An 18,988-nucleotide genomic window follows, 5' to 3' on the forward strand; every position below is an offset into this window, starting at 1 on the left:
GTCCTCAACGACAAACATTAGCCTTATACTTATGCTCTAACCAACTGCGAAGCATCCTTTTTAAGTCTCCGGCGAAGACTCCGACAACTCAGAAGCTCATAGCCAGTGCTGTAGATATTGCAGCCTAAGCTCACAACCTTAGAGCGGCCCGTACTACGGACAACCTTAAGCACCCTAGTCAATCCCAATCCATTCTTGGTAACCAGGAAATCTTGACCGGATTCTCTTAGCTCAAATAGTAGTGCAGGATCATCCAGTTCAGTAGCCACTCTCTTCTTCTCAATGATGTCGAGGTTGCGATCGCATCTCCATCTATTATCGAGTCGTCGTTTGATGGTGGCTTGACTCCAATCGGTTGCTTTGGCTAAACCAGCATGGGAGCAGCCAGGAATGCTAAATGGGCTCGACACGATGACATGACTCTTTTCCCGTGGCATTGTCTCACAGGTCGCCATTCGTTCCGGGTCTAATACCAATTGCTTCCGTCTGCCCTTTGCTGCTCGCTTAGCCGCCCAGTAGGCTTGTCGTTGTCTATATTGCGCCTCCAACGCCGTGCATAATGCTTTGGCTTCACTCCGGCCTAGATGCTCAATCCCGACCTCAGCGATCGCGCCTATGTCTTCTAGCCCCAGAGTTTTTCTCACTGCCTTGGTACTAGCTAGGTAGATAGTCCGGCTGCCATCCTCGTGAGCAATAACTGGGTTTCTAAACCAACCGCCTGCTAAACCCTGACTCACCCACCGCTGGATTGTCCGTACAGAGACGCCCATTACTTGAGCTAACTCTGCATAGAAGACTCTCACCCACCCCCTACCCTGGGCATCCATAGCTCTAAGGACATGCCACAGTCGGGCACACTCCTGGCCACAGTCCAAGATGCGGGTGAAAACACGGACGACAATTTTGGTGGTAGCAGGGGTGGTCATGAGTTAGCTTTGCGCGTAAGCGTATGCTTTGAAGAAACTTTCAATAGCGGTCTTGGGCGCTTTCTCTATCTCGTCAATATGTTTAAGTGCTTTCTCTTTTAGAAATGCGTCGACTCGATCAAGAGCTTTGCTGACATTATCTTCAGTCGGGTGCAAGCCCCATTCCTTAAAGTTGGAGATCGCTGCACCAAGATAGTTGCCTGCAATATCAATGTCTCGCATGTTTTCTATCCCGACCGAAGGATATTTAATGCAAGCCTCTAGCATGCAAATGCTTAATAAGTCTTGATGCAGATCAATTGATTGATCCAACGCGGCATCAACATGCCTTTGAAACCGACCCCCTTCGCTGCCTTCAACGCAAATCTGACAGAAACAAGAGACCATAAGATCAGGCGGATTTCCATAGTTAGGATCAGTCGCCTTTCTCCGCTTAGCTTCACCCATATTCAATTTGCTCCTTAAAACAACAAAACTCCGCTCAGCCCATTGGCCAAACAGAGTGCAATCTTCTATTTCATTTGGTAGAATTGTGAGGACACAGCTTGAATTTCCTATGTGTCATTTAGTCATTCGCATTAGTGGTGTCTTGCGTCTGACTTCCCAAATTATAGCAAAACAAACAGCCGCCGGTGCTTTATGCCCTGGCGGTTTTGCTATATGCTGCAAGAATCTCTCAAAACCCTTGATTTTAAAAGGTTCTTTAAAGTAGACGGTGCATTCTCATTTAAAGATTGCGACCCCCCACGCGATCGCACACCCAGAGTTTTCTCGCTCAACCCCTTTAAAACCAGTCTTTTCAGGAGATTCTTGCAGGGTGGCCGGAAGCCTGGCGTGATCGCGGGTTGGGGGTGTTAGGATGGCGGCAAGAATTTAGCTTGACTGAAGTAATGAAGACCTCAACGCATTGGCAGATAGACTGCCTCAAAATTGACAGAGCCCAACGCTCTCTTTTATTCAGTGCGGTTCTCTCTGTACCAACTCGCAGGCAGTGTACAAATGAACAGCACTTAATCAATGATTGGTCCCCCAAGACTAAAAATATAGTGGTGGGATTGTGGCGGTTCCGAAAGCACTGCAAAACAGTGGTCAAGGATCTTCAGTCTCAGCCTGGGGACTTTGACTTGAGCCCAAGCAGTTTTACTAGGGGTATTCATTGGCCTTTTGTATTTCGCTGATGACCAAAATCCGCCTCCCCGACGCACCAGGCCCACGCAGTAACTCTAAGCCCCGACCCCGTTACGGGATCGTGATGGAGCCGCCGTGGGTCAGAGAGGTTCATGGTTTATGAACCTCTCTTCCTTGCCCCACCTCGCCTCGCCTTGATTGGCCACGCCAAACCAAGCCTAGCCCCACCGGGCCAGAACCTGTCAAGCCGGAAACACTAAGCTCATCAGACAGAAGTCGTGTTAACTCTCCTGTGACAAGGGCTTTAAACCCTTGTTTCGCAAAATTTGGTTTACCTTATTGAATAGTTTCAACAACAAATCGGCCATACTTTGGCCGCCAGTCACAAAGTCCAACCTGTTCGCCACAATCCTCAATAGCACGGATAACGGCAGGCTTATTCAGCATAGAGTCGTTATAAACCAATTTGATTGTCGCAGTCCAATCCTCAAAGAAACTTCGCGTTCTCATGACACGGGCTCTTTGGACGCGAACCGCAGCACAATGACGGTTTTGATCTCTTTTGAATAACTCGTCTATAGGTAAATCATCACCATCAAAATTGAGCAAAGCATGGCCATCAACAAACAATCCTGCTTGGGCTTGTTTACCTAGTTTGGATTTCCTAGCGCCAGCCACAAACGCTGCCTCTAAAACAAAGTCAGGAATAATAATTTTCTCTTTCTTATTAGTGTAAAGGCTCGCATACCACTCGATTTTTGCCATCTCCTCAAAATCGGCGTCCGTCTTGGCGCGTTTGCTCGATACCGCCTTCAGAGCTTTTGAATAACGATTCAGCGGATCGGCTGTTTGACCGCTGTGCATTAGTAGGGGTGCTTGCCCTGTTAATCGGATTTGAAACTTTTGTAATGTCATCCTTACCTCGTTTGATTTCAACTATTTCTGTACTTTCTACTTCTTCCAAAAACGCCCCTGGGTCCATTCGCACTTGATTGTTTTGCCCTAGTCGTTTCCGTTGTCGTTTTTGGCATTGATCGGCTATCGGGTGGCAATCCGTGCAAAGCGTTACTAACTGGTTCAATGGCTCATTGCCAAGGTTTTCGTAGCTAGAATGGTGAACCTGTAGGCTTAACCCATCGGAGTCGCTAAAACCGCATATGCGACAACGATACTCATCACGTTCAAGGACCTGAGATCGCTTTTCTCGCCAGGCTTGAGAATTGATGTAGGCAGTGTATATCTGCCGTTGTTTGGATGAAGCGTTATTAGGCATTGTGTTTTTCAAAAACCCCATCGACTAAGACCACGGCTTAACAAACCCTGGCAACAATGCTCTTACCAACCGCTGCATCTTCACGATCAGATGATCCTCAGCGCCAGACACCGCGCACGCTTCCCAGTTCAACTCAGACACTTCCAGACAGAAAAGGGTAAAGCGTACTAGTAGCCATAGTACAGAGAGGAAAATGAGGCGAATGAGAGTCTTAGTTACTTTCGTCATCGCTCTGTTTCTCCTTCTGTAGTAACTGCTCAGCCATCACACTCGCCACGTTGATCGAATCGAGGACGGGGCGTTGAATGGTGTGGTCTAATCGAATCTCGTCGTAGTGATGTAATAAGCCTTCGAACATTGCATCCAGGACCGCAGATAACCCGTAGCCATGGATCAGTGCCATCACAAACGCTTCTAGTTGCTTATCTGATTGGTCGGGGCTGATAGGAATGGTGATTTGATCCTTCATGACACCCCCTTTAACAGTCGAGATAACGGGAATGCCGCCCAAGGTGTATCCGTGCCTTTCTTCCAGATGATGCAGGGCGTTTGGGTGTCGTGTAGCAAGTACCACCACTGGCGGGCAGCCCACACGGTTTCGACGTAGACGAGCAAGGTACCGTCATGATTGATGTAGGTCATCATTACGCCTCCGCCCAAGCATTAACAGCGGCTTTGACCTTCGACTCAATCTCAAGCTTCAGATGAACCTCAAGATCACTGAACTGACCTTCGATGTAGCTACCTTTGTCCAAGGCTTGAGTCAGTAGCCATAGGGGACAAACAACAAGCCACAACAACGTGTATAGGAGTATTCGCATCGTTCTAAATTCCGTAGGGTTGGTAAGGCCGGTCCCGTAGCGATGGAACCGGCGGTGAAGGGTTATCGCTCAAGCCCTCCCTATGCGGCTACTGCCGAACGACGGACGGGAGTCTTAGGCCACTTCAGGTAAAGCTTCCCATTGGGGCCATCCGGGCGATGAGGTACAACCACACTGCCCACCTTCAGCTGATTCGCCAGACTCAGAGGCACCCATAGGTCATCGGTCCATGAACCATCCAAGCCGCCGATGGTGATGCGTTGGACTCGGTTACGGCTTATGTAGCGCATATCGGAATAGAATCCGCTGGGCCGACTCTTGGGACCTTTGGTGATGACCTTGGCTAAAGGTTCGGGGTTGTGGGTCAGCGTGTAATCCTGTTTAGCTGCTTTCAGGCATTCGTCAGCAGTGCCACCAGACACAACCGCTGGATATGCTGAGTAGCGGCTGTACTCCCATTTCAGGGTGGTGATATTAAAGTCAATCTTTCCAATAACTTCGGAACCCCAAAGGATGGTGTAGTTATCCCCATTGGGACTAGTCGAAAACTTGGGTATAGTTTGCATAATCCAAATTGTTAAGTGGTTTGGGTTGCTTAGCCCGGTGTCGAACTTTCCTACGGCAAGACATCGGGCTTTGCTATACCCTAAATGTAAACTACTAGTTTCTACTTGTCAACTAATAGTTTTTAGTTATAATGTCACTAGTAGTTATCCGTTTACACTAATTGCGATGTTGCAGAAATTAGTAATGCGGGTCCGAAAAATCCTTGAAGTAGAGGTAGAAGGCTTAGGAAAGCGAATTAAGGAGGCGCGACTAGCTTCTGATAAATCGCTAGAAGCCCTATGCGGAGAGGTTGGTGTTAGTCGGACCTATTGGTATGACCTTGAGAAGGAAACTCTTAAGGGGACTTTGTCGATTGAGAATTTGCAGGCTATTGAAAAAGCTTTAGGTGTTTCGTTTGGGGTGAAGTTCGATGACTGAAATTATTCAGCACGATTACAACGGCTTTTTAATGTCCCAGCGCAAATCAGATGGATATACTTGCCTGACTGATATGGCTAAAGCCACCAACAGAAAGGTGGCTAAGTATTTTGAGCTGAAGTCTACAACAGCTTATTTAGAGGGACTTTCAGCCGATATCCAGATTCGGATATCGGAGTTAGTGGAGATTTCTAAGGGTGGCAACCAAGGAAACGAGCAAGGTACTTGGGTGTTAGTGGGTTAGTGGGGGAGTCCAGGTTGTCGACAGTGCTGGGTGGGGAGATTGAGGATGGTTGAACAGTTGACAGGCGGAGATGAGCTTGGCCTGTTGCTGGTGATGGAGCAACAAGCGAATGCGTTTATTAGCTCACCAAAACTGCAAGGGTTATTGCAGTGGGCAATGAGTCTAAGCGATGAGTCACTTCCTAACAATCAAATGCTGGCCTCAAGGGCACTGCTTTTGCATTCAGTTATCGATATCGCTGGCGACAGCAACAGCGCTAGCGTCATCGCCAATGACATCGCCAATGACATCGCCAATGACAATGACAACCGTAGCGTTCGCGTCATCACCCGAGCCAGGGCCAGGGCTAGCGACAGCATCATTGCCATCGCCAGCGACATTGCCAGAGTCAGAGCCAGCACTAACGTCATCACCCGAGCCAGCGACATCGTCATCGACATTAGTAGTATCATTACTGCCGTCAGCGATAGCTATAGAACCAACGAAAGCGATGATGACAGCGATATCGCCATTGATTACGAAGCACTTTCATCGAAGTTGGAAGACCTAAGAGGACACATACCTTCCAGTAAAGCTACGTCTGACGAATGGCAGAAGCTTACTGATCAACTGATTGATACTTTTCTAACCTTCTTCCACTTAGACAAAGAGCTTATAACCTTCTCACCTGAAGAATCAGAAGTACTAGAAAACTATCTTTACGCTACCAAGCTGATCATCGACTGCAAAAACGCCGCTGTTCGTGTCTCTCGCAAGGAATGGGAAGCGATTGAGGCTAGGTTGTTGACGCCTCCAAGTGAGAATAATCAAGAATGAGGAATAACCATGAGTCAAATAATCTTCCGCCTTACTGAGGCCATGGCCCGCTATAAGGTCTCGGTGAATGCCCTATCCGACGAGCTAGGCATTAGCAAAAGCTCGATCGCCCATTGGCGTAGTGGTAAGACAAAACCAGGCTTAGACCGCATCAATGAAATACTGGTTGCGTTAGTGAAGATCGGTGATCCAGAACAATTGCAAGCGCTTCCATTGCGATTGTCAGATGTATTGGAATGGCGCGTACATAAAGACGAGAATCTTAACTAAGAGGACAGTGTTTTAAGGTCTCTCTTCAGATTTGTTGTGCTAGACTGTGGCCAACAGAAATGAGCAAGTGAATAGGCGATTGCTAGCGGTGCCAGAGGTGCGGCTGGTAGTCGGATTTTAAAGGGACGAAAGGAAAAAGACTTTTTAGGTAAGCGTAATTTCAAGGAGTTTGACTGAACAGAGATGACAGATTCTATTCGTTACCGGCCATTTCAAGAGACGGGTATCCCTCTCATTATTAAGAAGTACAAGAAAGGGTCGCGAATTGCTACCGCTAATCCTTTCCCAGGGAGCGGTAAAACGGCTCTTTCGTTTGGTGTAGCGGTTGAACTTTACAGGCTGGGTATGATTGACGCGGTTGTTCACGCTAACCCAAGAACAGCGTTGTGTGGTCAATTCTCTGAGGATTGGTCTGGGTATCACGATGACGATGGCGTTTGGCATTCTGGATTTAATGAATTGTTCGATAGTCCAAAATTTAAAGCCTTTACGGTTGGCTCTAATCCTCGTGACTTCAAAGGATATGAACCCAGGTATGCTTATCAGGCGTTTTGTACTGGCGAAGAAGATGGATATTCAATTTGTTTTTCATCGTTGATCAGTAGCCCTGAGTTTCATCGAGATTTTGCTAAGCAGAAGCGAACGTTGTTGGTGTTAGATGAAGCTCAATATCTGGGCATTGACCCCAAGACTGGTGAACCCACCAACAAATTCGCTGGGACGATGGACCAGTTAGCTGAGTTCTATCCCTATATTTTGGTGATGGGTGGCACGTCAAGGGGTAACGGTGAACGGGTTTGGGGTGTTCAATATACAGCGCCAGACCCTAATAATGAGATTTTCCCGGTATACGATGTAACCGCTTCTTATCAAGAAGGTGTTGCCCAAGGGTATCTGCGCGATGTCATGTTCAAAATGCCCGACGCTGAAGGCATTTGGCATAAAGTTGGAAAGCCTTCTGAATTGATGCAGGTTTCAAAAATGAAGAGAAAGTTAGGACGCTTTCTTAAAGAGGCTGAATTCTATCAACATCTCATTGATATCAGTGTCAATGAATTAAACGATGCTAAGGCTATATGGCAGCATTTTGGAATGTTGGTTGCTGCCTATGATCAGGGACAGGCCAAGAAGATTGAAGCGTACTTCAAGACCACCTATCCACACCTAAAAACGGTGGTCGCTATTTCTAGTGATGGCCCTAAAAGTATTGAAGCGCTTCAAAAGTTCAAGCGAGATGAATCAATAGATGTCCTGATCACCGTTAGGCAAGCGTTTATAGGATTTAGCTGCAATCGCCTCAATGTATTGTGCTGCCTAACGAACTATAGAGAATGGGGATTTTTGGATCAACTATTTGGCAGAGTAGCCAGGGTCAGAAAAGAACTACCATTCGATGTGCAACCTGCAAGAGTAATCATGCCGTGTGATCCTGAGGCTGTCGCCTATGCTGAGGCGAAGAAGAGTGAGGCGATGGCAGGGTTGAGGATAAAGAAAAAACAAGCTTCTAAGCCTAAAAACAGCACTGGGAAAAAGAAGGAATCTGGTTCAATGGCAGATCTGGAGGTATTGCCATCTGTAGTTAAAGGCACCGATGAGTCAAAGGACTTGGGGCATCAAGAACTTGCCTACTTAGAACAAAAACACGGATTGGAGGGCATAGCAACAACGTCCATTGCAAAGATTTTGCGTGATGCAGGGGTCAATATTGCTGAAAACATGAAACGAGATGGATTCATCCCACCGTCGATGCATCCAGATAAAACGCTTCAACAGTTGAGAGATCAGTTGCTATACGAAGTTACAGGCACCGAAAAATCCAGAAATCCGAATGCGATTTCTCGGCTATTGAGATATCAAGTAGACACAACGCTTTCAAGAAACAATTCTTATGAAGCGGCTTGGTACATCCTGAAGCAGGAAACTGGCATTGACATTCAACCCAAATACGCTGACAGAGAACAGCTTACGAACATGCTAAGGTATGTCGGCAAAATTCCTGCTCTAGGTGAAGAGTACCTGAGAGCCAAGATTTCACAATGGCGATTTGCAAAGACAGCAGCTAAAGGAGGTTGATATGGCTGACGTTATTATCCGACCATCCACATATACAACGTCAGGCTGGTACACCCTACAGATACACAGAGCCGCAGAGGCCAAAGGTGTCAGCCCAGACTTGTTTATCAACATGATTCATGGGGTTATTCATGAAGGCACTTGGCAGGAATCAGCGGCGACGCTAGAGGAGTATCTAACCAAACCCTACCCAAATGGTGCAGGTGTGTCCAAAGAAGTGCTTAACCATGCAATCAAGGCTCCATTCCGCCATCAACTCAAAGAAAAGGTGGAAGAGTTCGAGAACATGCGCAGAGAGGTTATTGAAGCTCTAACACCTGAAGATGCTAGAGAGGGGAATTTCAACGGAAACCAGTACACAGAGAAAAAAGTGGTTTCTCCACGTGATGTGGAGAAACCAAAAGAACGAAGGGACAGGGATCGTGCGATCGCTCGTGCCCCCCAGATTGCCAGGGAGTTATACCACTCTGGGTTGCTAGGCCAGAGTGAGGCGGTGAAGTTAGGCCCCAGGGTAAACCAGCATAAGCCAACGCCTAAGCAATTAGAGGTTAAAGAACAGGTAGACAAGATCGGGACTGAGTTAGAGAAATGGGTTGAGGAGAACCCAGCCCCCATGAACCTGCTTGAGCGGCCACAGTATAAGCGAAAGGCCACTGAGTTCGTAAGAGAACGCCTGAGTGGGACAAAGCGAATTACGGTTTCCTGGGCTGAGGGGGTTGGGGCTGAGGAGGTAGCCGGGAAGCTGTTTGAGCGCCTAGATCATGACCTGCTGGTTCAGGTGGTCGCGATTTTGAATAATGCGTTAGTAGATGAGGGCTAAAAGATGGCCAAAGGGTTTAGAAAGAACGAGATCTTCTCAAATCTAGCTGGCTTATGCGACTATCTCTATCAATCGTTCTCTACTGAAATCTCAATATGGAATCCATATCAATAGAAGAAAAGGCTCCTGTCCTTGTAAGAGTAGCAACTTGCCATGATGTTTCTATCCTTACGGGTCTTATCCTACTGTTTAGAGATTTTTTAAAGCAAGATAAGCCTTTGCGAGAGGTTCTTTATAAGTCTATTGAAATCGCACTTTCAGACACAAGTATTGAGTTCCTTTTGGCTATTTCGCATAACGGTAATGCTGTAGGATACACTCAGAGCCGAGACTACTATTCTATCTGGCTTTCTGGAATAGAAACTAAAGTTGAAGATGTTTTCGTAATTCAGGAATATAGAGGTCAAGGCATTGGCTCTAACCTTCTAAAATCTGTAATAGCACGTTCAAGGAAGAGAGGTTCTAAGTTATTGGCTTTAAACACTAACGAAAAAAATTCTGCTTCACTATTTCTGTACAGAAAGCACGGTTTGATTACCAACCGTTCTAGGTGGAATGGTGGAAAACAACTTTGGTTAGAAAGAGAGTTATAGGGTTCTGTTTTTGTTGTGCTATCCTCTGACCAAAGTCACCTACCAAGGGACAACGCCAACGAGCGCTTAACGTTTTGCTAACAAGCTTCAATACAAAAAACTAGGTAGTCCTGATAAACCCACCACTGCTAAAGAATGCCTAGCTGTCGTTGAAGTGGCCGCAAAAGCTGATCCGACACTTGAACGCAGGCCTGGCGGCAACAACAACCCTCATGGGCGGAAAGGCAAACCCAAGTCAGAGAATCAACGTAGTCATGACTACGTTGATAAACAAGAAAGAGGATCTGAATACCTCGCCCAACGCATAGCTGAGACTGCTCCAGAGATCCACCAGAAGATGCTAGCCGGTGAGTATACGTCAACCAGAGCGGCGGCTATTGATGCGGGCATTGTCAAGCCTCGGCAGACGTTTTCTGTAGGAGCGACAACCGAGCCTGGCGCATTCGCAGGGCAATTGTTTGAGCGCTTGGACCAGGATTTTCTAGTTCAGGTAGTAGCGATTTTGAATGAGGCACTTGGATGATTAGCATGACCACCTATCAGCACCTTAAGTGGTCGGAGAGGGTGTTGGAGTTGTTTTGAGGGAAGAGGAGTCGTGAGGATTCTCCCAATCCCAATTAGGCCGACTAGTATATTGGCCGATTATAAAGTCCGGAACGAATTACTGGTATTGTTAAAGAATATCTCGCTATCAATTGTTCAACAAGCTGGCCGAACCAAGTTGGTGCCTTAGGAGAAACGTGGATCGCTTTGATCAATTCAGCTGGTTCGATGTCGATAGTTAATGACGTGGAACCGGCTGGTATTTGCGGTTTGTTTACGTTTTCTCGGGACCAGACAATTGCCCTGAGTTCGTTCTCATGTGCGAAACTAAGTCGTTTATGGATGAAAGGGAAAAAACCGTTCCCAAACGGGATTGGTGTAGTTTCGTAGTCGATATAGCGAACCATAGTAGTGCGCCCCATAAACGGAGCTGCATCAATTGCCTTAGTCAAGGAGTCGTGATCGGTCTTTATCGCAATTCCCTCCGGGCTTTGAAGGTAGAGTTGCCACATTGCTGCGGACTCATGATCACTTACAAACCAGCAGCTAATGAACATTTCTTGTCGCTGTCGCTGGGTGCCCGCAATGAATTGGTCGACGGCTTCTGGCGGTAACCCTCCGTTTGTTGCCGGATCACGGAGCAGCTTGATCCCCGCTTTCGACCATGCACCCTCGTAGGGATCGTCAAACTTATCAGATCGCGGAAAGAAAAGCTTGCTGGTTTCAAGGAGGCTAAGCAATTTCGTTAGGTCCATGTACCGCCAGAGCGTACAGTTCGATTGCGGCGGGAAAAACGATGTGTGATTGTTGTCGAGCATCTTTGTCAGCGTAACGATTATGTATACCGATTTTTTCTGGATAATACTCTGAGCATAGGAGTTATTCAGAAAATGTCTGGTTAACACCCCTGCAAGAAGATTATCTAGAATTGTTCTGCCTAATCCCCTGACAAGAGGATCAGGTAGACATTGGCCAACCTACCACGCAGATTGCGGAAGTGGGTGGCCAATAGGTGACGCAGTGCTAGGAAAGTGGCCAGCGTCGTTCCAGCACATCCAGAAGGAGATGGACTAGCTCGTCAGGGCGATTTGTAAGTCCAAATGCCTTTGTTTCACGATTTGAGGTGGCTGGCCACGGTTTGTCCTTGTTTACGATTGTTACGTAGTAAATAAGAGGGATGTCTAAGCTATTTTCAGCAAAACTGTCCAATAATTCTAGTCCGGAGGGCGCTCCATCGGGTCTACCAATGTCTGAAATGGCAACATGTATCCTCTGGCTACTGTCCTTGATCATCGAGATGGCGTCCCCGTTATTGGTTACCTGAATCACTTTGAGCCCAAGGAGTTCAAGCGCGTGAACTTCGTATACGTTGTTTTGTGGACAATCATCGACCCAGATCACGGTTCGGTCCTTGAGTGCTTCAATAGCATGTTCCGCACGCTTAACCGCTCGACGTTCGTCGTCTTCAGTAACTCGGATATTCTTAATTTCACCGGAGACAGTGGTCTGGATTCTTAGATCGTCGCTTAGCGAAGCGACCGCTTTACTGAGTGATTTGACGGCATCCAGTTGGACTTCCACACCCATAGCTTTGAGACCAGACACCCGATCCAGAACGGCACCAAGTCTGTTTCGGTTGAACCAAAGCGTGACAATTACTGTTAGTGTCAATAACAACCCAGGACTAAGTTCTATGAGTTTGAGTACAATAACCCACCAATCGGGGTCTTGAGCAGCTGCCTCTTCCGCTGCGATTTGGGCGGCTTTTGCTGCTTCGACGGCAAAGTTCAAGGCTTCCGATTCAGTCATCTCAGTCGTCCCAATGTCGAAAAGCCAATAATGTTTCCAGCTAATTTGTTAGCATTCGTCGCACGGCAGAGATGGCGGAGTTTCTTCTGTCGAACCATTTTTTCTTCTCAGCATAACAATTGATTAGAAGGCCAATATTCACCTAATCTGCTAAATCAGGGTATTAGGCAGACATCGCCCAACCTAGCATGCAGCCTTGAACGATCGCCTGAAAGGTTCTGTATATTTCCTAAAGACTTTCCGCCGTGGCACCGTCCTGCATCCCGGCCAGACCTTAGTGGAGTATGGGGGAGGCTTTAGGGCTGAGATATGAGACCTAAGGTCGGGGGTGGGGTTGTCTGGGGGTTGGTGTTAGTTAACTGAAGGTCTGAATATAGTTATCTAATGCTAATTGTTTTGACACCCTGCTGAATAATAAGAGCGCTGGTTTCTGTGTTCTCTTATGTCTGACGGTCAAAAGTTCAAAGCCAAAAGCTTGGTTAGTAAACCCGCTAGCAACTGGAAACGCCCTGCGCTCATTACAGCTGGCTGTCTAGGATTTTTGATCTTGGTCGGCGGGGTGGGCGTTGCCTGGCTGGAGCATCGTCAAACTGAAGTCAGGCGTGCTGAACTTAGATCTGAATGGAAAGCTAGTCAGGGAAACGCAGAATTACAAGAGCAGGCTAGGGCAGCAATAGCAGCACAGCAGGAAGCAGAAAGGGAAAAGAAGGATAAGAGAGGATTTGATGCTGAAGAAATTAGAGCTTTTAAGGATGTGATTTCAGAATTAGACCCTACAGAGGCTTTGATTAATGAGATCAGTATTGAAAATGGCAGGGGACTGGTCGATGTTGTAGTAACTCCGTTGGCTTATAAGCAGAGTGATTTAGAGCTAAAAGAATTTGGTACCAATATGCAAAATGCTGCATCAAAAATTTGTGAATGCAGCCCGATAGTTAGATTTAGGACAGCTAGCGGTAAAACTGTGATTATAGTAAACGCGTTCGGCTATAGCATTAGGGAGAAAAACCGCTAAGCCGAGTAACATATAGGGAATTTGGCAAGGGTGTACGTCATGCGTATGCCCTGTTTTTGTGTGGTTGGTTTCCCCTTTCGGGGTAGTGGATTCTAAACCGCTGCCTTCGGCAAACTGCCTTACACTGTTCCCGAATGTTTCCGTCCCCTTGCGGGGTAGTCGATTCTAAACCGGGCAATCTGCGAATACTATGACGAAGATTTTAAGTTTCCGTCCCCTTGTATGTTTAGAGGTGTAGCAGGAGACCGTCATCCCCTAGAACCGATGAGCAAATGTTAAGAACGGGTTTGTTTAGGAGTCTACTCAAATACGCTAAGCGTAGTAGCACTAGACCAGGTCCTCCCGTTCATGATAGCTCATCATAGTCCGACCGCAAGCAAGGTTACCGCTACTATTCATCGAACTGAGAGCTCGAAAAAATCGCCAGGTTCCCATGGGAGACCGGATCACGCAAGGTAGAGTGCAGTGGATGGAGCCTCAATACCGTACTCCTTTAGGAGAGATCATATGACGACATCAGCTAAGGTAACTCCGGTGAATTGGATAGGCATAGACGTCAGCAAAGACAAGCTGGATGTGTATGACCTGAGCGCAGAAACGTATTGCTCATACAGCAACGATGCGGCAGGTATCGAAGCGCTGAGGCAAAAGGTATTAGAACGACCGGATCCAGCCGTTGTCTGCGAAGCCACAGGCGGCCACGAGGCACGAATGGCGCTGAGGCTACATCAGCATGACATCCGAGTAAGCGTGGTCAACCCACGTCCGGTCAGAGACTTAGCCAGAGCCCTGAGTAAGCTGGCTAAGACCGACCCGATTGATGCCTATGTGATTGCCAAGTACGGTGAGGTGACCGAGCCTGCCGCGACAGTCTTTGCCTCTGCCGCCGAAAGCGAGCTAAAGCAGTGGGTCACGCGTCGGCAGCAGTTAGTTGAGATTCTAAGCGCGGAGAAGAACCGTCGGACACTGTTGGTGAAGGGTGCAGCCAGAGATGAAGTGAGTGAGCATATCGACTGGTTAGAAAAGAAGATAAAACAACTTGATGAGAAAATAGCAGACCTTAGCGATTCAGTCTCTGAGTGGAAAGCGCGCAAGTCTATTTTGCGTTCGCCCAAAGGCATTGGCCCGCTAATTTCGGCAAGCTTTCTAGTGTTGTTGCCGGAGCTCGGTACGCTCAATCGGCGACAGATTGCAGCGTTGGTCGGTGTTGCGCCCTTTAATCGAGACAGCGGTCGCTTTCAGGGACAGCGACGTATTTGGGGCGGTCGAGGCGCGGTGCGGGCGCTGCTATACATGGCCACTTTATCAGCGCTGAAGTGCAATCCACCGATTCGTGCCTTCTATCAACAGCTACTGGCCAGAGGGAAAGCTAAGAAAGTGGCGATTATTGCGTGTATGAGAAAGTTTATCATCTGTTTGAACGCAATGGTCAAGAAGAATGAACCCTGGGATGACAACAAAGTCACAGCATTCTTCCAAACGACCTAGTTTCAATGGTCACAGCGCTTTTTTCTGTGCAAATGTAGAACCTTTTTCTGATCAATTTAGATGAGTTGTTGCTCCTTTTTAACACTAGAAAAGAGAGAATAGAGGAGTGTGATTGATTTTCAACATTTGCCGTCAAAAAGACGGTGAGAACCCACTGTTGCAACGCTGTATTCTCACGTTTTTTCAATAACCGCCCTTGACAGCAAACATAATCGCTTGCGGGGTAGTGGATTCTAAACGTGGTTTCTTATCTCGGCATTGCAGTCTCGTCACGTTTCCGTCCCCTTGCGGGGTAGTGGATTCTAAACCTAGCAGTGACACAAACTGATGATGCGGGTGGTATTACGTTTCCGTCCCCTTGCGGGGTAGTGGATTCTAAACATGAGCACAGATCACTTCATAAAAGACGAAAACTGTTTCCGTCCCCTTGCGGGGTAGTGGATTCTAAACCCCCACCTTCTGGAACCCTTACGACACAAGCCCTCTAGAACCCGATTTCTGAGGGGGTCTGGAAAAGCCCAGATAAATAGAAGTTATTCCCAATAAAGCCCTGTGGAAAACGTCTGAAGCCCTTGCCCAGCAATTGATCTGAGGGGGTCAACGAAATAATGCGGTTTTCGAGGTTCGGCAGACCCCCACGAATCGTAGAGGTTTCACCTAGATTAACTGAAGTATTCAGGGATGTCCATAAAAGCTGTTAGAAATCGTTCAAAGGTCCGCATACTGAAAGAGCTCCATGCTTCGAGTTCTTAGGTATGAAAAGACGATTGCTCCCCCTGGTAATAGGTCTTGGCTCTATCGCCTGTGTGTCGATGAGCGCACCCAATCAGCCCGTTGCTGAAGTACCAGTACAGGCAGCACCCTCCATCGCTCAAGCACCAGCGGACGATCAAGCAACCGTTGTCAGCACTGGGGACGGTGACACACTCAGAGTTAGGCGTAGTGATGGCGAAACGATAACCGTTCGCTTAGCCTGTATTGATGCCCCTGAGTCCTCACAACCCTTCGGAAAAGAAGCTGGCCAGCGGTTAGCTGAGCTTTTGCCACCTGGGGAGTCAGTGACTCTACGAACTGTTGATACAGATCGCTATGGCCGCACGGTTGCCGAAGTCTCGGTAGGTAATATTTCTGTGGGCTATCGGTTGATAGCTGAGGGGTATGCAGTGGTCTATAGGCGATACCTAAGCGGATGTCCGGATAGTGCTGACGCCTTGCTCAACGCGGAAGACAGTGCCAGAACATCAGGCTTAAATTTCTGGAGCCAGCCCAATCCTGTCATGCCTTGGGATTTCCGGAGGGGGGTCACTGCCAATGAAGAGCCACAGCCTGAACCCGCAGTAAACGCTGATCTACCTTCCTGTGTTAACAGCGATTGTAACTGTAGCGACTTTCAGACTCAGGCCCAAGCGCAAGCGGTCTTAGATGCTTTTCCAGGCGATCCACACCGGCTGGACAGGGATAAGGATGGGGTGGCCTGTGAGAGTCTTCCGTAGGGGGGATGGTATGGGGTGCGATCGCTCCCTACAGAACTGGGCACTTTAAACACCAAGGGCAGACATACTGCCTATTCAACTTCTATAACAAAGCCGCCTCCAATGCCTTGCGTGTTGGGGGTTATTTAATGCGTATCTGCACCCACACCCCAAAATAAACCCCCAGGCGCATACTCCTAGGGGGATCAGGTGTTCCGCATTGCGGACGCTTTGCAGATAGCCCTAGTGTGCCCAGAGTGGGGTGAGGGTAGCGGGGGAGGCTTAAAGGAATGAGAAGGTACTGCCTCTACCCACGCATATCGGCTGATCGCTGAAAGCCCTATGTTTTGGTTGACATCCGTGGGGCCTTATTTGGCAAGGGTTTCAGTGGTTACGGCCGTAAATCCTGAAGGCTGGTAGGATAGGATTATCGGCATCCGTGGTTTGGCCGTCTGGGGCGTGCTCTATGACGGGCTTCTGCTGGGGGTGTCTTTACCGATCAGTTCAGATCGGAATAGTTGGAAACTTCAGTTTGCTCTGGTGGATCGAGTTCATATGGCACCCAGGCTTTACCGATCAGTTCAGATCGGAATAGTTGGAAACCCTTCAAACTCGCGCTGAACGGCAGAGAACAAAGAAAGGATGCTTTACCGATCAGTTCAGATCGGAATAGTTGGAAACCCTTCTTCAAATTTCCCACACACCCTTTCGGGTGCGGGTTGACTTTACCGATCAGTTCAGATCGGAATAGTTGGAAACTTTGGCTTCATGCTTGTTTGTACCGAGTTCAATCCCGGAGTCTTTACCGATCAGTTCAGATCGGAATAGTTGGAAACCAGATGCCTCCGGCTTTTTCGCTATTACTTGTGGACTTATCCTTTACCGATCGGCTCAGATCGGAATAGTTGGAAACTCGTCGGATACTACAAGGAACAGATATGGTTGATATCTGCGACGGCTTTACCGGTCGGCCCAGATCGGAATAGCTATAAGCACCAAGAAGCCGCCCTGGGAATTCTCGGGGCGGTTGCTTTTTTGTGGGCCCCAAAAACAAAACCCCCAGAAGTATGACGGACTTCCAGTAGCGATTACTGCCACATAGCTGTAGTGTGACCATTTCCCTAAGTGCCACACTGTACTTTATTTGGAACCTTTATAATGGCACTTTTTAAGGAAATATTCTGCGACTGTCCAGATCTACTTGTAATTCCTGGGCTATCCGAGATAAGTGTGGCTGAGGGAGTGATCTCACTACTTCTAGCATCTTTAATGAAAAGAGACACTTTGATGTCTGAAGACGCAGTGGAGAAGGTCTCAAGTGTTATTTCAAAGATGAGATTATTTCAAAGCTACTCCCAAAATGAAGTGGAGGATGCGATTGCCAGAATCAGGCACTTTTATGAGCGACATGATCCTGTACATATTATCAGGGCAGCGAAACAGGCGGTTCCGCCTAATTTACAGGAGTCAGTGTTTGCAATCGCGGCAGAGTTGGTCCCAATTGACACAAGGGCCGACGGTTCGATCTCCTTGATATATATGGCTCAGGAGCTAAATATCCCGAAAGCAACAAGAAAATGCGTTTTGGAAGCCAGACAGATTAAGCGCAGGGCAATGATTTGGGATGAGACAACAATTGCTTGGGGGGATCGGGGGAAAGGTTCGAGCGTCACCAGTACTTAGGGAGATTGAAGTAAAAGATGAGCACTCCAATGGCAGAGACCAAAAAGCCAATTATGAACCATGCAGCCAGCAGTCCTAGGAAAATCTTCAGAACTATCATCGCAGGGCGAGTCGTGAGGGACAAATGTCGAAGGGAACCTAGTCTACATAGTATCTAATGGGATACTGGTTAGTCAGTGATGGTGACGAGCAGCTGAATCTAAGAGTTTTTCTGGATGAAGTCGGTAACCTGAGTGTTATTGAGCAGCAGGCGTATCCGTCGCAGCAATAAAGTTCGCTCGAAATTGGTCCTGAGTGAGAACGATCGTGCGATCATCCTCACTAATCGTGATCTCTATCCTCGGGATACCCCGTCTGGTGTATGTCCTCCCTGTAGTAACCTTAGCCCCTTTGAGGACGATGGAGCAGTCATCAAGGGCTAAATAACTTTGTGACATCTTCAGACACCATTAATTGGCTAGCAACATAACGACAGGCTACCCAACCTCTGTCGAGTAGTTTCTCAACTTACACACGATCAACCCTGCCACCCCCGCTAGACCCATGAGGCTGGCAGGGCTGGCAGGGCTCAAAGACCGAATTAAAGGAGCCTGGGCTGTGCTCACAGGTAAGGCAGATGCGGTGCGATGGCCTGAAGGTCAGTAACAAACCCTGTGTTATTCTGGTCTCGCCTGCTGCATCATCTCGTTGGGGATGTGGCGGGCTTACTGTATTCCTGCGTGCAAACTCCATGCTCCCCTGACTTTGGTTGGGGGTTTTGTTTTTTGGGGTGGATGGTAGGATTTAAGCGCTAAACTCAGGCTTGTATTATGAAAGTTTCGATCTCCTTGGCAGCTTTGTTCCTACTGGCCATGCTGCCCCTATCGAAAGCAAGTGAGGCAGCATGGCCAGTTGTACTGCAAAAACAGTCAATCCCGGGCCTGTCTGATTGTCAGGTTCAGTTGCTTACGCTGAGCTCAAGGGCAAGCGATTTAGAGTTTCAGATGCAACTCTTAACCCATAGGCAGAATCGCCTTGCTTATCTCAAGAT

General features: G+C 47.8%; 23 protein-coding genes and 1 CRISPR repeat array. Of the genes, 12 read left to right on the plus strand and 11 right to left on the minus strand.

Annotated elements, in window-relative coordinates; genetic code table 11:
• Positions 1-29 precede the first annotated feature (29 nt).
• The 8 genes from SPB21_RS03710 to SPB21_RS03745 form a co-directional block, all read right to left on the minus strand.
• Complete coding sequence (locus SPB21_RS03710) at positions 30-926, minus strand: hypothetical protein (RefSeq protein ID WP_499865542.1); 897 nt, start codon at positions 924-926, stop codon at positions 30-32.
• 3 nt (positions 927-929) lie between these two features.
• Positions 930-1,373, minus strand: a complete 444-nt coding sequence (locus SPB21_RS03715) for a hypothetical protein (RefSeq protein WP_499865543.1) — start codon at positions 1,371-1,373, stop codon at positions 930-932.
• 1,017 nt (positions 1,374-2,390) lie between these two features.
• Positions 2,391-2,918 (minus strand): hypothetical protein, encoded by a 528-nt coding sequence (locus SPB21_RS03720; RefSeq protein WP_499865544.1) that lies wholly within the window; start codon positions 2,916-2,918, stop codon positions 2,391-2,393.
• Positions 2,824-3,327 (minus strand): HNH endonuclease, encoded by a 504-nt coding sequence (locus SPB21_RS03725; protein ID WP_499865546.1) that lies wholly within the window; start codon positions 3,325-3,327, stop codon positions 2,824-2,826. The genes SPB21_RS03720 and SPB21_RS03725 overlap by 95 nt, the downstream gene beginning before the upstream one ends.
• 24 nt (positions 3,328-3,351) lie before the next feature.
• Positions 3,352-3,555, minus strand: a complete 204-nt coding sequence (locus SPB21_RS03730) for a hypothetical protein (protein ID WP_499865547.1) — start codon at positions 3,553-3,555, stop codon at positions 3,352-3,354.
• Positions 3,539-3,796 carry a hypothetical protein gene (locus tag SPB21_RS03735; protein ID WP_499865548.1) on the minus strand — a complete coding sequence of 86 codons (258 nt, stop codon included), beginning with the start codon at positions 3,794-3,796 and terminating at the stop codon, positions 3,539-3,541. Before SPB21_RS03735 ends, SPB21_RS03730 begins: the two co-directional genes overlap by 17 nt.
• A 175-nt stretch (positions 3,797-3,971) precedes the next feature.
• Positions 3,972-4,148, minus strand: a complete 177-nt coding sequence (locus SPB21_RS03740; RefSeq protein ID WP_163701576.1) for a hypothetical protein — start codon at positions 4,146-4,148, stop codon at positions 3,972-3,974.
• 80 nt (positions 4,149-4,228) lie between these two features.
• A complete protein-coding gene (locus tag SPB21_RS03745) occupies positions 4,229-4,714 on the minus strand; it encodes a hypothetical protein (RefSeq protein WP_499865549.1) in 486 nt (161 codons plus the stop codon).
• 166 nt (positions 4,715-4,880) lie between these two features.
• Between SPB21_RS03745 and SPB21_RS03750 the strand changes: the two genes are divergently transcribed.
• The 8 genes from SPB21_RS03750 (at position 4,881) to SPB21_RS03785 (ending at position 10,471) form a co-directional block, all read left to right on the plus strand.
• Positions 4,881-5,132, plus strand: coding sequence for a helix-turn-helix domain-containing protein (locus tag SPB21_RS03750; RefSeq protein ID WP_499865550.1), 252 nt, complete (start codon positions 4,881-4,883; stop codon positions 5,130-5,132).
• Positions 5,125-5,376, plus strand: a complete 252-nt coding sequence (locus SPB21_RS03755) for a KilA-N domain-containing protein (protein ID WP_499865551.1) — start codon at positions 5,125-5,127, stop codon at positions 5,374-5,376. Before SPB21_RS03750 ends, SPB21_RS03755 begins: the two co-directional genes overlap by 8 nt.
• A gap of 45 nt (positions 5,377-5,421) precedes the next feature.
• On the plus strand, positions 5,422-6,192 hold the full coding sequence (locus SPB21_RS03760) for an NACHT C-terminal helical domain 2-containing protein (protein ID WP_499865552.1): 771 nt from the start codon (positions 5,422-5,424) through the stop codon (positions 6,190-6,192).
• A gap of 9 nt (positions 6,193-6,201) precedes the next feature.
• Positions 6,202-6,462 carry a helix-turn-helix domain-containing protein gene (locus tag SPB21_RS03765; protein ID WP_163699263.1) on the plus strand — a complete coding sequence of 87 codons (261 nt, stop codon included), beginning with the start codon at positions 6,202-6,204 and terminating at the stop codon, positions 6,460-6,462.
• 183 nt (positions 6,463-6,645) lie between these two features.
• Complete coding sequence (locus SPB21_RS03770; RefSeq protein WP_499865553.1) at positions 6,646-8,535, plus strand: DEAD/DEAH box helicase; 1,890 nt, start codon at positions 6,646-6,648, stop codon at positions 8,533-8,535.
• 1 nt (position 8,536) lies between these two features.
• Positions 8,537-9,355, plus strand: coding sequence for a hypothetical protein (locus SPB21_RS03775; RefSeq protein WP_499865554.1), 819 nt, complete (start codon positions 8,537-8,539; stop codon positions 9,353-9,355).
• Between the two features lie 95 nt (positions 9,356-9,450).
• Positions 9,451-9,948, plus strand: a complete 498-nt coding sequence (locus tag SPB21_RS03780; protein WP_499865556.1) for a GNAT family N-acetyltransferase — start codon at positions 9,451-9,453, stop codon at positions 9,946-9,948.
• 154 nt (positions 9,949-10,102) lie between these two features.
• The gene (locus SPB21_RS03785; protein ID WP_499865558.1) at positions 10,103-10,471 is read left to right on the plus strand and encodes a hypothetical protein; all 369 of its coding nucleotides are present in this window, start codon (positions 10,103-10,105) and stop codon (positions 10,469-10,471) included.
• Between the two features lie 103 nt (positions 10,472-10,574).
• Here the strand turns inward: SPB21_RS03785 and SPB21_RS03790 are convergent, their stop codons facing one another.
• Both SPB21_RS03790 and SPB21_RS03795 read right to left on the minus strand, forming a co-directional pair.
• Positions 10,575-11,309 (minus strand): hypothetical protein, encoded by a 735-nt coding sequence (locus tag SPB21_RS03790; protein ID WP_499865559.1) that lies wholly within the window; start codon positions 11,307-11,309, stop codon positions 10,575-10,577.
• A gap of 205 nt (positions 11,310-11,514) precedes the next feature.
• Positions 11,515-12,300 (minus strand): hypothetical protein, encoded by a 786-nt coding sequence (locus SPB21_RS03795; protein ID WP_499865560.1) that lies wholly within the window; start codon positions 12,298-12,300, stop codon positions 11,515-11,517.
• A 442-nt stretch (positions 12,301-12,742) separates the two neighbouring features.
• Here SPB21_RS03795 and SPB21_RS03800 point away from each other — a divergent pair, with 442 nt between their 5' ends.
• From SPB21_RS03800 to SPB21_RS03815, 4 genes are all read left to right on the plus strand, one after another.
• On the plus strand, positions 12,743-13,315 hold the full coding sequence (locus tag SPB21_RS03800; RefSeq protein WP_499059895.1) for a hypothetical protein: 573 nt from the start codon (positions 12,743-12,745) through the stop codon (positions 13,313-13,315).
• A 507-nt stretch (positions 13,316-13,822) separates the two neighbouring features.
• Entirely contained in the window at positions 13,823-14,803 is a 981-nt protein-coding gene (locus SPB21_RS03805) for an IS110 family RNA-guided transposase (protein ID WP_499865561.1), read from the plus strand.
• 812 nt (positions 14,804-15,615) lie between these two features.
• Positions 15,616-16,296 (plus strand): thermonuclease family protein, encoded by a 681-nt coding sequence (locus SPB21_RS03810; RefSeq protein ID WP_499865563.1) that lies wholly within the window; start codon positions 15,616-15,618, stop codon positions 16,294-16,296.
• Positions 16,297-16,765: 469 nt separating this feature from the next.
• Positions 16,766-17,188: direct repeats of the CRISPR family, unit length 36 nt; unit sequence CTTTACCGATCAGTTCAGATCGGAATAGTTGGAAAC.
• Between the two features lie 245 nt (positions 17,189-17,433).
• Positions 17,434-17,958 (plus strand): tellurite resistance TerB family protein, encoded by a 525-nt coding sequence (locus tag SPB21_RS03815; protein WP_499865565.1) that lies wholly within the window; start codon positions 17,434-17,436, stop codon positions 17,956-17,958.
• 236 nt (positions 17,959-18,194) lie between these two features.
• Here the strand turns inward: SPB21_RS03815 and SPB21_RS03820 are convergent, their stop codons facing one another.
• Positions 18,195-18,395 (minus strand): hypothetical protein, encoded by a 201-nt coding sequence (locus SPB21_RS03820; protein WP_499865566.1) that lies wholly within the window; start codon positions 18,393-18,395, stop codon positions 18,195-18,197.
• Positions 18,396-18,988: the final 593 nt, after the last annotated feature.

Origin of the sequence: Leptothoe sp. ISB3NOV94-8A, assembly GCF_043421595.1 — a bacterium.
GTDB lineage: Bacteria > Cyanobacteriota > Cyanobacteriia > Phormidesmidales > Phormidesmidaceae > Leptothoe > Leptothoe turfae.